Raw genomic sequence first — 12,854 nt, forward strand, 5'->3', positions numbered from 1 at the left:
TTATACAGATGGCAGAAATTAAAGCTGCTGAAATTTCAGCAATATTAAAGAAACAATTGTCCGGTTTTGAATCGGGTGCTACCCTGGAAGAAGTAGGAACCGTACTTCAGGTAGGAGACGGTATAGCCCGTGTTTACGGATTAGGTAACGCACAGTATGGCGAACTTGTTCAGTTTGAAAACGGGTTAGAGGCTATTGTATTGAACCTTGAAGAAGACAATGTGGGCGTAGTATTGCTTGGCCCGTCTACAGGCATCAGGGAAGGTTCTACCGTAAAACGCACCCAGCGTATCGCTTCACTTAAAGCAGGTGAAGAACTGGTAGGCCGTGTGGTAGATACCCTTGGTAACCCTATTGACGGTAAAGGCCCGATAGGTGGTACCCTTTATGAGATGCCACTTGAGCGTAAAGCCCCGGGTGTTATCTTCCGCCAGCCGGTAACTGAGCCGCTTCAAACAGGTATCAAAGCTATCGACGCGATGATCCCGGTAGGACGTGGCCAGCGTGAGCTTGTTATTGGCGACCGCCAGACTGGTAAAACAACCGTATGTATCGATACGATACTTAACCAGAAAGAATTTTACGATGCAGGTAAGCCTGTATACTGTATATATGTTGCCATAGGCCAAAAGGCTTCTACGGTAGCAGGTATTGCAAAAACCCTTGAAGAAAAAGGCGCCCTTGCCTATACCATCATTGTTGCCGCTAACGCGAGTGACCCTGCCCCAATGCAGGTATACGCCCCGTTTGCAGGTGCAGCGATAGGTGAGTACTTCCGTGATACGGGCCGTCCGGCACTTATCATTTATGATGACCTTTCTAAACAGGCTGTTGCTTACCGTGAGGTGTCGCTACTACTGCGCCGTCCACCGGGCCGTGAGGCGTATCCTGGTGACGTTTTCTACCTTCACTCAAGGCTACTGGAGCGTGCTGCTAAGGTTATTGCCGATGACAGTATTGCAAAAGATATGAATGACTTACCTGAATCGCTTAAGCCTATTGTTAAAGGTGGCGGATCGCTTACGGCGCTTCCTATCATCGAAACTCAGGCGGGAGACGTTTCTGCATATATCCCTACTAACGTAATTTCGATTACAGACGGACAGATATTCCTGGAGTCAGACCTGTTTAATTCAGGTGTGCGCCCGGCTATCAACGTGGGTATATCAGTATCGCGTGTGGGTGGTAACGCCCAGATCAAGTCGATGAAAAAAGTAGCAGGTACACTTAAGCTTGACCAGGCACAGTACCGCGAGCTTGAGGCATTTGCCAAGTTTGGTTCTGACCTTGATAACGCTACCCTTAATGTAATTGAAAAAGGTAAGCGTAATGTAGAGATACTTAAGCAAAGTGTTAACGACCCGTTTACGGTTGAAGACCAGGTGGCTATTATCTATGCCGGTTCTAAAAACCTGCTTAGGAAAGTGCCTGTAAACAAGGTAAAAGAATTTGAAAAAGATTACCTGGCTTACCTTAACGCTACACATAAGGACACCCTTAACGCGCTTAAAGCCGGTAAATTTACTGACGAGATTACAGATGTGCTTGAGAAAGCCGCTGCTGAGATCGCTGCGAAATACTAATTAGATTTTTAGATTTTAGTAGTGGGTATTGAGATTCTGCCCAGTCTTAATACTTAATACCCACTACTTAATACTAGTATAAAAATGGCAAACTTAAAGGAAATACGTAACAGGATTGCTTCCGTTTCATCGACCATGCAAATTACAAGCGCGATGAAAATGGTTTCGGCCGCTAAGCTTAAAAAAGCCCAGGATGCCATTACGGCAATGAGGCCCTACAGCCAGAAGCTAACCGAATTATTACAAAACCTGAGCGCTACGCTTGAGGGTGACACAGGAGGCGCATTTGCCGAGCAACGCGCGGTAAATAAAATCCTTATTGTAGCCATAACCTCAAACAGGGGATTGTGCGGTGCTTTTAATGCTAACGTTATTAAACAGGTTAACCTGATTAAAGAGGCGTATGCCGGCAAACAGGTAGATGTGCTTGCCATAGGTAAAAAAGGTAACGACAGCCTTAAAAAAACCTGCACTGTAATAGACAACCAAAGCGGCCTTTTTGACACGCTTACGTTTGATAACGTAGCCGGTGTAGCTAAAGAGCTTATGGCAATGTTTACTGATGGGCAGTACGACAGGATAGAGCTGGTGTACAACCACTTTAAAAATGCCGCTACCCAGATAGTGCTTACAGAGCAGTTTTTGCCACTGGCGCCCGCTGAAGCCGCCGCGACGGATAGTACAGCCACACTTGACTATATCTTTGAGCCATCTAAAGAAGAAATTGTAAAAACGCTGATACCATTGTCGCTTAAAACACAGCTTTACAAAGCGGTACGCGACTCTTTTGCCTCTGAGCATGGCGCCCGTATGACGGCCATGCACAAAGCAACAGACAACGCTACCGAAATGCGTAACCAGCTTAAGCTTACATACAACAAGGCCCGCCAGGCAGCCATTACCGGCGAGATACTTGAAATTGTAGGTGGAGCCGAAGCCCTTAACGGTTAATAGTACAAAACAAACATAGTGAGAGAGGCTACCTGAAAGGGTGGCCTTTTTTTGTGGTATTTAATTTTCTATACATTTTTTTACTAATTTTAACATTATGAAACCAACTTCAACATCTAATTACATACATTTAAATGGTAGAATGCAATAAATTAAAATTACACTATTACTTTAATGATGATTCTCACAATATTGATGCCTTATTCAGAAATCAATGTGAAAATGAGTTGCTACATATTTTTACTGAAATATCAAACTCGTTAGATTTAAAACTTTATATCGAAAGCGAGCCTCCCAAAGAAGGTGGTTTTGCTGAGTTTTGGAAATTCTTGAGTGACAATAACATTCAAATAACGCTGTTAATAACCCTGGCAACTTTAATAGTCTCAAGAAAACCTGTTGAGAATAAAAAATTAACTCAACTACAGATTGAAAATCTAGAACTTGATAACGAATTGAAAAGAAAGGAGCTCGAAAAATTAAACCTAAAAACTTTAACGGAAAATGACATTACTAATGATTTGATTACTAAATTATTGGATTTATTAATGTTGAACTATAAAATTATTTGGAGAAGAAGTAATTTTTATAAGAAGGCAAATATATATCCCAAGATAACGAAAATCTCTACCCAGCGATTTTTAGATGACATACCTATCGGAAATGAGAAACAAGTTAGACAAGATAGATTTTCTAATTATATTTTACATTCTGATGAGTTACCTGATATTGAAATTGAGGAAGCTCAAATTGACCTAATTTCTCCTGTTTTAAAGCCCGGAAAATTTTTATGGAAAGGCTTTTACAGTAATCAGATTATTTCATTTGAAATGCTTGATGATACATTTCAATCAATGGTACAGCATGGAAAGATAAAGTTCAATAGCAATGTTTCCATATCTACAGTGATGAACCAGAAAAGAAAGATTGATGATAAAGGAGCAATAAAGGCTTCAAAAATTCAAATATTATTGGTTATTGATTATACTATTGATGGTGTAAAGTATATTACTGATAATGGAGCTTTATATAAAAAATAGAGAATAAATCACTTCAGCAATTCGTTAAAAACTATACTCTTTTCGTTTACTCCTCCCTCATCAAATTCCATAAAACTATAAATCCTTTTCCTCAAAAGTGTTCGCAGATATCTGAAATAACCGCATCATGGCCAAAACAAAAAAAGCAGCACTTTTAAGGTGCTGCTTAAATTCAATATCGTAGAAACTTACTGCTGTTTTATGTATGCATTATCTGCCTTATTTATATCGGACATAAACTCAGCCGGGTCTATCGCAATCACTTTTATGGCCGCTTTTGCCTTTGGCAGGGTAAACTCATAGGTAGGGTGCGCCCAGTCCCAGTCCGGCAGCACAGTGCGCTTCAGGTTAGGGTACGGGTTGTCTTTCTGGTAATGCATTTCGGCAAGCGGTACGTAGTAGCTTTCCTGCGTGCCGTCGTCATATACCACAATAAGGTCTATAGGCATAGGCATACGGCCTTTTCGCTCCAATGTAACCTTAGTAGTGCTTCCGGCCTCTGCAAGGCCTTTAATAGCGTAATCTATAGTGTTTGTAGTCTGGCACCAGTCTGTAAGGTACCAGTCCAGCACAGCGCCTGTAACGCGTTCTGCGCTGCGTTTAATATCATTCGGCGTAGGGTGGCTCAGTTTATAATCGTAGTAGTAGCGTTTAAGGGTTTCGGCAAGCTTATCCTGCCCTATAACATAGCCCAGCTGCGCCAGGAATATTTCGCCCTTGCTGTAGGCAGCAATACTATAGGCCATCCCGGTATCATAACGGTCGGCATGGGTGGTAAGCGGCTGCTCCTTCCCTGATTTAACCAGATAAAAATAGTTATCGTAAGCGCCTTTAAACGGGCTTTCCGGCTCCTCGCCCTCCTTTACTGTTGGCGGCAGCACGGTTTCCATAGCCAGGTCGCTTATGTAACTTGTGAAACCCTCATCCATCCACTCGTGCTTGCTCTCGTTTGTAGCGAGTACATGCTGAAACCACGAGTGCGCAAACTCATGGGCTGTAACGCCCACAAGGCTGCCGTAGCTGCGGTTTCCGGTAATAAGGGTACACATGGCATATTCCATACCACCATCGCCGCCCTGAACCACGCTATATTGCTTATAAGGGTACGGGCCTACATGGGTATTGTAAAATTCTAAAAGCTCGGCAACTTTAGGCTGCATCTTTTTCCAGCTTTCTGTATACTCAGGGTTGTTTTTGTAGAAGAAGTGAAGTTCTACCCCGTTTGGCCCCATTATCTTATCGTGGATATAAGCAGGGTCCGCTCCCCATGCAAAGTCATGTACGTTAGGCGCCACAAAATGCCAGGTTAGCGTTTTTGTTTTCTTAGGGTACTTTACGGTAATACCCGCATCTTCATACCCCTTCCCTATCTCGTTTTTGTTTTGCAGGTAGCCGCTACCGCCTATGGTGTAGTTTTTATCTATCGTGATGTTCACGTCAAAATCGCCCCACACCCCATGGAACTCGCGGCCTATGTAAGGGTCGGCGTGCCAGCCTTCAAAGTCATATTCTGCTATTTTAGGGTACCACTGGGTCATGCTCAGCGCCACGCCCTCTTCGCTGTTGCGGCCACTACGGCGTATCTGTAACGGAACCTGCCCTTCAAAATTCAGCGTAAGCGTAGTGCTTTTACCCGGTAATAGCGGAGTAACAAGGTCTACCGTAAGTACCGTGCCCTCTGCGTTAGCGGCGGCGGGTGTGCCGTCCTGCTTAAAGTTGGTAATGTTGAGGTAGCCCATTTCATTAGGCTTTAGCGTGGCGATGCGGCTTTCTTTTACGGTTTTATCTCCGGTTTTAAAGCTTTTTACCATACGCTTATCCGGGTCGGCTATTGCCTGCAGGCGGGCGTCCATCTCACTGCCCGGCTGAAACGCATTATTATACAGGTGGTAAAACACACGGCGTAACGTATCGGCCGAGTTATTGGTATACACCAACTGCTGCGTACCGGTGTATTTGAACGTTTTCACGTCCATATTTACATCCATTTTATAATCAACATGCTGCTGCCAGTAGCCCGGGTTAGGGTTGTGCTGCTGTGCGAATAGGCTGGTAGCCGAGAGTAAGGCTATGGTAATAAATGTTCTCATGCCGTAAAAATAAGGAAAGTTTGTAAAAGGTGTATTTATTGATGCGTTGATTTGTTGATTTGGAAAGGGAAAAGTTCTAATATTTTTAGAACTTTTTGTATCTTTGTTTTTCATTAGGTTATTATGGACGTTATCAATATAAAGCTAGTTGAGAAGCTAAAGCGAAAGAACAAGGGAAATGCTTCTTTAATTACAGCTATTGATAGATTAATATCTGACTTTAAATCGAACACATTTCTAAACCAGGAAGAACTTAACAGATTAAGGCCTGATGCAGATTGTGTGCATAGCGACGGATTTTATTTTTTTAATATAAATATCCACCGTATACTGGTTTTAATCGAGTTTGATGAACAGGGAGAGATAACAATTGTTTGGTGCGGAACGCATGCAGAGTATGAAAATACATTTAAAAATAACAAGGATACAATAAGAAAGTGGTTGAGAGACCGTGAATGGATAAATTGATTAGTATGGAAACAGAAACAGTAAAAAAAATTATTCAGAAAGGGTTTATTTCTGACGAGCTTGAACTGGAAAGGGCTTTAATTCTAGACAGGAAACTTAAGTTGCTAAGTGACGAAAATCCTGAGCTTAAGGAGCCGAGAAAAATACTGCGCCGTATAATTAAAGAATATGAGGATAAAAACTGGTCGGCAGATGCTGTTATCAGTGATGAAAAAATAAAAGAGAGCGACAATGCGGAATTTATAGCCGAACAGGAAAGATTGTTTATCCAAAAAAGAAAAGAAATTATTATTGATAAGCTGAACAAGTTTGATTTAAATCAACAAGATCTCGGTTTGATATTAGGGCATAGCAAGAGTTACATTTCAGAATTAATAAATGGTATTTCTCCTTTTGTATTAAAGGATCTTATAATAATTCACCGGGTTTTAAAAATTAGAATCGAAAACCTTGTCCCTACAATAATTCCTCAAAAAGACAGGATAAGAGTTAGAAAATCAATCCAAAAAATCAATAAGCCTGCATTAAAACTGACTAATAAGGATTTAAAATTCATTTAAAAACAAAAGCCGCTAACATACATTAGCGGCTTTCTTATTCAAAGATTCCTCAACTTCGCCATAGCTACGTTCGGAATGGAAAAACGTAATTACAGCTTCTCTCCCCTTGATACTTTATCGGCAAGGATGATTGCGTTATACGCATTAACGATTTTACCAGAACGGCTGATTTCGCTAAACGGCTGTGGCTGCTCTACATCGCCTACCATTACTTCGATAGGGATGGCAATACCTGATTTCATGATGATTTGCTTTACCTGCTGGGCCGTAAGCTTAGGGTAATACGCACGTACCAGTGCTGCTACACCCGCCGCGTTAGGCGACGCCATTGATGTACCCTGAAGGAACTCATAGGTATCGTTAGGCGTAGTGGCATAAATCCTCATACCCGGTGAAAACACGTCTACTTTAGTTTTACCAAAGTTAGAGAACGGTGCCACCATTTCGTCTGTACTGTATATTTCGTTTAACGCGCCTATGGTAAGTACGTTGTCTGTATATTCTGTAAGGGTATTAGAGTCGTCGTTAGGGTAACGCTCACTTTTATCGGCATCAAGGTTTATACCTTCGTTACCGGCAGCAAATACCACAAGTACGTCTTTCTGGCCTGCATATTTAAGCGCGTCGTATACCCACTGGCTGTGCGGGGAGTAGTATTTACCAAAGCTGCCGTTAATTACTTTAGCACCGTTATCTACCGCGTAGCGGATGGCAAGGGCCACGTCTTTATCATACTCGTCGCCATCCGGCACGGCACGAACCGACATGATTTCAACTACAGGAGTTGCTACACCGTCACCGCCTATGTTGTTATTCCTGGCTTGTGCAATGATGCCCGCTACGTGGGTACCGTGCTTAGCGCCATCTTTTTCGGGGCCGGTTACGTTATTGTTACCGTAGCCTCGGCTGTTCCAGTCGTCAGGGTCATCGCCCAGCAGTTCTTTACGCGGGTCGTAGTCCTGTTTCAGGTTGTATTTCAGCTGGTTGTCGTAGTGTTCTACGCCACCTGCTATCTGCTTCATAAGGTCGGCACGCGATGTGCGGCTCAGTATCTGTATAAAGCGGCTTTTTAAAGCGGTAAGCATCTGGTCATCCGTAGTAAGCTTTTCAAGGTCTTCGGCGGTATAGTTTTCTTTGCCGGTTTTTTCACGGAAAGAAGCATCCGCTTTCAGGATAAAATCCATCTGCTGCTTTCCGGCCTGAGCTTCCTGTATTTCTTTGTCATATTCAGCTTTTGCCCTTTTATAGGTTTCGCTGCCGTCATCACCTTTTTTTACAATGCGTACATACTCAAGGTTTTCGTGCTCTATGTTACCAAGGAAGTTCCAACCGTGCACATCGTCTATATAGCCGTTCTTATCGTCGTCAATATTATTGCCGGCAACTTCTTTGCTGTTTGTCCAGATAACCGGCTTAAGCTCAGGGTGGTCTATATCTACACCGCTGTCTATAACGCCCACAACCACTTTAGTGCTTTTGCGGTCTTTAAGCAGTTCATATACGCGGTCTACGCTCATGCCCGGTACCGTATCTTTCAAAAGGTCGAGGTGGCTCCAGCGTTTTTCGTCCGCATCAGATAGTTTTGCTTTTTTCTCAGTAAGAGGGGTAGTTATGGCAAGGGGTTCTGCCGTAATTTTCTTTGCGCCACAACTCGCTAAAAACAGCGCCAGGGCAGCAGAAAGGTAAATCGATTTGAATTTCATTTCGTTGTTGTTGAATTTCGTTTAGAAAATTTGTCTAATGTATTGCCTGTTTGTTACACAAAGTTAACATTTTAACTTTATGAACTCATTTAAACTTTTTTCAATTGGCTGCAAAATGGCCTTTTCACCTCATATTACACCTCTTTTTTTACTCCGTAGCGCTGCTATGCAGTGCAAAAAAGCTGCAATCTGAAGCAAAAATTCCTATTTTTCGCTTCAATCAAAAAAGTTTGAACGAGTTCTAGATTAATATATCGGCGGCTTTAAAAACCTCTTTAAGGCGCACGCCTTTATCAGTATGCTGCACGGTAATTACCTCGTTATGCGCATCGTGCTCCAGTACCAGGTACCAGCCGTTATCGGCGGCTTCGGAAAGGAACTTTGACTTTTCATCCATTGTTAACAGTGGGCGGGTATCGTAGCCCATAACATACGGCAGCGGGATGTGCCCGGCGGTAGGCAGCAGGTCGGCCACAAAAACAAACGTTTTACCGTTGTGGGTTATGTGGGGCAGCATCTGCTTTTCGGTATGGCCGTCGGCAAAGTGGATGCCAAAGCCCAGTTCGCTCTGTGCTATAAAGTCGCCCGACTCGGGGCGGGTGATAAATTTTAACTGGCCGCTTTCCTGCATGGGCAGTATGTTTTCGGGCAAAAACGATGCCTTTTCGCGGGCATTGGGTTTTGTGGCCCAGTCCCAATGGTTGTCGTTCGTCCAAAAGTGCGCGTTTTTAAACGCCGGTTCATAGCCGGTTTTATTGTTATTCCACTGAATGGCGCCGCCTACGTGGTCAAAATGCAGGTGGGTAAGGAATACATCGGTTACATCATCGCGGCTAAAGCCATGCGCAGCTAATGACTTGTCGAGGCTATGGTCGCCCCACATGGAGTAGTAACCAAAGAACTTTTCGTTCTGCTTGTTGCCCATACCCGTGTCTATAAGGGTAAGGCGGTTGCCTTCTTCTACCAGCAGGCAGCGGGCCGCCATATCGATGAGGTTACTTTCGTCGGCAGGGTTGGTGCGGTTCCAGATGCTTTTTGGCACTACGCCAAACATGGCGCCGCCGTCGAGCTTAAAGTTGCCGCTCTCTATGGTATATAATTTCATTTTAATTTGGAGTTGTTTTATGTAGAGCCAAATTAAGGGTTATTTATCGATTGGCAATGTGGGCTGTGAAGTATTACACAGAGTTACACGGAGGAAGCACAGAGGCTCACAGATAAAAAGTTTCACAAAGAAACGCAAAGAAGGCGCAAAGAGCCACAAAGCCAATCTTACGCTTTCACCGCTTAACCTTATGAGATTGCCTGATTCAAGCATTGAACTTGGGTTCGAGTGAAGCTGCTCCGTCTCCTTTGGATAGGTCTGGGGTGAGGCCTGTTAAGACTTCGTAATAACCAGCTCTACCCGGCGGTCATACTCCGGGCCTTTGCCCAGGGGCTTAGTGTTGCCATAGCCCTTGTAGGTCATGCGTTTCTCGGCAACTTTTTTCAGTAATAGGTATTTATACACACTCCTGGCCCGGTTTTGACTCAGTTCCCTTTTACGTGTGCTCATATCTATCGCCTCTTTCTGAAAGGTGGGTGTGCAGCATATATGCCCCTGTATTTCAAATTGCAGGTTTTTATATTTTTGCAATAGTTTAGTTATCTTGTCCAGTTCTTTTTTACTGCTCAGGGTAAGCTGGCTGCTCCCTTTAGGGAAGAGTATATTATCAAGGTAAATGCGGTCGCCCACAACCATATTGGCCTTAATGCCGTCTATATGGTACATGCCCGGCTCCAGCTTGGGCGGGGGTGTGGGCCTGAAGTTTACCACAACGTCTACGCGCCTGTTCTTGCTGCGGGCTTCGCTTACGTTATCTATATCTTCCTCAAGCATTATACGCCCCTTGCCTTCTATCGTAATGATAATTTTATTCTTAACACCGTGCGCCATCAGGGCCTCCTTAATAGTATTTGCCCTGTTGTTGCTCAGCTTAAGGTTGTAGCTGTCTTTACCGCGGTCATCGCAATAGCCAAATATCTGTATGGTTTCTATTCGGGTGGTATCAATAGCCTTAATAAACGCCACTGCATTATCGCCCTGCTTAGTATCCAGGTTGTATTTATCAAACTCAAAGTAAACAGAGAAAACAGTTTCTTCCTGTGCTTTTACAAACAAAGGGGCAAAGAGGAGCAGTAAGTAAGTAAGGCGTTTTAGCATGGTATGGCTTTATGCGTGTTCTTTTTCTTTATCCTTATGTTGTTTTTCGCTTATCCTGCACAGGCTTATATCTTCCGGCGGGTGTATTACGATAGGAAACTTTTCTACTTTTACCGAACTGCTGTCAAGCCCAAAGGCCCTGCCCTCTGAAAGCGACACTTTTTTCAGCACAAAGTAGATATCCAGTATTATTCTTTCAAACCACGGCAAATCATTGTCATAGCTCAGGAATTTTTCTATAATTACAAACTTAAAGTCGCCTATCACATTGTTGCGGTTAAGCGATTCATAACGGCTGGTAATGTCTACCTCGCCCTTTTTAACCAGGTCTTTAACCACCTGCTTAAACATTAGGTTGATGCGGGGCTGAACGCGGAAACCGAGGTAAAAATCTACCCGTATAACGTCGTCCTTCATTATTTCGCGTACCTTATAATCCATACGGTACGGCTCATCTACTACATTTACGTGTACAAACCAGTAAATATCAGCACGCTTCGGCCTTTTTTGCAATATTGAATAGATAACCTTCGACTCTATTTCGTCGCCCAGTGCAGCGTTTGTCATATACACCAGGTGTGTGGCATATTTTGGTATGCCCTTATCGTTACTCAACTCAGCGAGTACCTTTTTATAGTTGTCAATCTTGGTAAACTCAGTATACTCGCTGCGTATCCTTTTGGCCGTATGCCAAACGAACATTACAAAAGCCAGCAACCCGGCAATACCTACCGATACATAGCCCCCGTGGTGGAATTTGCTCATGTTGGCTATCAGGAACGAAAACTCTATTGTAAAATAAACCGCTACGGTAAACAATATAAATATCGGGTTATAGCGCTTCATTACCATATAGTAGCCCAGCAGTATGGTGGTCATTATCATGCAGAGCACAATAGCAAGCCCATAAGCGGCCTCCATATTGCTTGATTCTTCAAAATGGAGCACTATAAATACACATCCCCAAAACAATAGCCAGTTGATACTGGGTATATAAATTTGCCCCTTAAGCTCTGTAGGGAACTTAACCGATACCTTAGGCCAGAAGTTAAGGCGCATGGCTTCACTTATCAGCGTAAACGAACCGCTTATCAACGCCTGTGAGGCAATAACCGCAGCCATGGTGGCTATGGCAATACCAAAGGGCAAAAACCACTGCGGCATGAGCAAAAAGAACGGGTTACCCGGAACTTCGGGGCTGCCGCTTAGTACCGAAAGCGTTTTACCGCTGTGGGCGATAAGAAATGCGCCCTGCCCAAAATAGTTAAGCACCAGCATGGCCTTTACAAATATCCAGCTGATGCGGATGTTGCTGCGCCCGCAGTGCCCCATATCGCTGTACAGCGCCTCGGCACCTGTGGTACAAAGGAACACGAAGCCCAGCACATAAAAACCGTCGTGATGAATGCTAAGCAGGTGTATGGCATAGTACGGGTTTAACGCCTTAAGTACTTCGATATTTTCAAACATGGGTAAAAGGCCCAGTACACCCAGCATGCCGAACCAGATTAACATCATAGGACCAAAGAATTTACCTACAAAACTTGTGCCGAATTTCTGGATAATGAAAAGTACGAAAAGTATGCCGATTACTATAGGAACGGTATTAAGTTCTGGCCTGTAGATACGTAAGCCTTCAATAGCCGAAGATACCGAAATGGGAGGTGTAATAATACCGTCTGCAAGGAGGGCGCTACCGCCTATGATGGCCGGTATAATAAGCCCTTTTTTCTTAAAGCGCTTTACCAGGGTATAAAGCGAAAAGATACCGCCCTCGCCTTTGTTATCAGCCTGTAACGTCAGGATAACATACTTAAATGTGGTTTGAAGCGTTAGTGTCCAGAAGATACACGACAGGGCGCCTAATACAACTTCTTTATCTATGGGCGCCTCTCCCACTATGGCTTTCATTACATACAGGGGTGAAGTACCTATATCTCCGTAAATTATTCCTAGTGTTACAATAAGCCCGGCTACGGTTACCTTGTTAAGGTGTTGATTACTCACGATAATTGTTTGAATTAAAGCTACAAAGTTACGTGATTTTGCAAAAACAGTGCATATCACGGGGGCATTATTTACAGAGCGGCATTGCTAATTGCATTCTCTGCAATAGTGTATCGTATTTGTTTATTAAAAAGTTACAAACAACAGCATATTTAATTAAAAGCTGACTACCTTTTAATAATGTACTGCATTTTATGCAGGATATAGATTTTTTGTAAGGGTGTTGTGGGATAGATAGGCAACGCCGAC

General features: G+C 43.4%; 10 protein-coding genes. 5 read left to right on the top strand and 5 right to left on the bottom strand.

Going from position 1 to position 12,854, the window contains the following annotated elements:
• Window positions 1-8: 8 nt before the first annotated feature.
• The 3 genes from atpA to ACLI09_RS00100 all read left to right on the top strand — a co-directional run bounded on the left by atpA (window position 9) and on the right by ACLI09_RS00100 (window position 3,574).
• Window positions 9-1,583 carry a F0F1 ATP synthase subunit alpha gene (gene atpA, locus ACLI09_RS00090; RefSeq protein WP_411417537.1) on the top strand — a complete coding sequence of 525 codons (1,575 nt, stop codon included), beginning with the start codon at window positions 9-11 and terminating at the stop codon, window positions 1,581-1,583.
• An 84-nt stretch (window positions 1,584-1,667) separates the two neighbouring features.
• Window positions 1,668-2,534, top strand: coding sequence for an ATP synthase F1 subunit gamma (gene atpG / locus ACLI09_RS00095; protein WP_411417538.1), 867 nt, complete (start codon window positions 1,668-1,670; stop codon window positions 2,532-2,534).
• 134 nt (window positions 2,535-2,668) lie between these two features.
• Window positions 2,669-3,574 carry a hypothetical protein gene (locus tag ACLI09_RS00100; RefSeq protein WP_411417539.1) on the top strand — a complete coding sequence of 302 codons (906 nt, stop codon included), beginning with the start codon at window positions 2,669-2,671 and terminating at the stop codon, window positions 3,572-3,574.
• 188 nt (window positions 3,575-3,762) lie between these two features.
• Here ACLI09_RS00100 and ACLI09_RS00105 read toward each other — a convergent pair whose 3' ends face one another.
• Entirely contained in the window at window positions 3,763-5,664 is a 1,902-nt protein-coding gene (locus ACLI09_RS00105; RefSeq protein WP_411417540.1) for a M1 family metallopeptidase, read from the bottom strand.
• A 123-nt stretch (window positions 5,665-5,787) separates the two neighbouring features.
• On the opposite strand from ACLI09_RS00105, the gene ACLI09_RS00110 reads away from it, so the two are divergent.
• Window positions 5,788-6,132 (top strand): type II toxin-antitoxin system HigB family toxin, encoded by a 345-nt coding sequence (locus tag ACLI09_RS00110; RefSeq protein ID WP_411417541.1) that lies wholly within the window; start codon window positions 5,788-5,790, stop codon window positions 6,130-6,132.
• A gap of 5 nt (window positions 6,133-6,137) precedes the next feature.
• Window positions 6,138-6,692: a helix-turn-helix domain-containing protein gene (locus tag ACLI09_RS00115; RefSeq protein ID WP_411417542.1), complete on the top strand. Its 555-nt coding sequence runs from the start codon at window positions 6,138-6,140 to the stop codon at window positions 6,690-6,692.
• An 89-nt stretch (window positions 6,693-6,781) separates the two neighbouring features.
• Here the strand turns inward: ACLI09_RS00115 and ACLI09_RS00120 are convergent, their stop codons facing one another.
• From ACLI09_RS00120 to ACLI09_RS00135, 4 genes are all read right to left on the bottom strand, one after another.
• On the bottom strand, window positions 6,782-8,395 hold the full coding sequence (locus tag ACLI09_RS00120) for a S8 family peptidase (RefSeq protein WP_411417543.1): 1,614 nt from the start codon (window positions 8,393-8,395) through the stop codon (window positions 6,782-6,784).
• A 241-nt stretch (window positions 8,396-8,636) separates the two neighbouring features.
• Window positions 8,637-9,500: an MBL fold metallo-hydrolase gene (locus ACLI09_RS00125; protein WP_411417544.1), complete on the bottom strand. Its 864-nt coding sequence runs from the start codon at window positions 9,498-9,500 to the stop codon at window positions 8,637-8,639.
• Window positions 9,501-9,773: 273 nt separating this feature from the next.
• Window positions 9,774-10,598, bottom strand: a complete 825-nt coding sequence (locus tag ACLI09_RS00130) for an OmpA family protein (RefSeq protein ID WP_411417545.1) — start codon at window positions 10,596-10,598, stop codon at window positions 9,774-9,776.
• Between the two features lie 9 nt (window positions 10,599-10,607).
• Window positions 10,608-12,605 carry a KUP/HAK/KT family potassium transporter gene (locus ACLI09_RS00135; RefSeq protein ID WP_411417546.1) on the bottom strand — a complete coding sequence of 666 codons (1,998 nt, stop codon included), beginning with the start codon at window positions 12,603-12,605 and terminating at the stop codon, window positions 10,608-10,610.
• Between the last annotated feature and the right edge of the window lie 249 nt (window positions 12,606-12,854).

This window comes from Flavobacterium sp. RHBU_24 (genome assembly GCF_046613695.1).
Lineage (GTDB): Bacteria > Bacteroidota > Bacteroidia > Flavobacteriales > Flavobacteriaceae > Flavobacterium.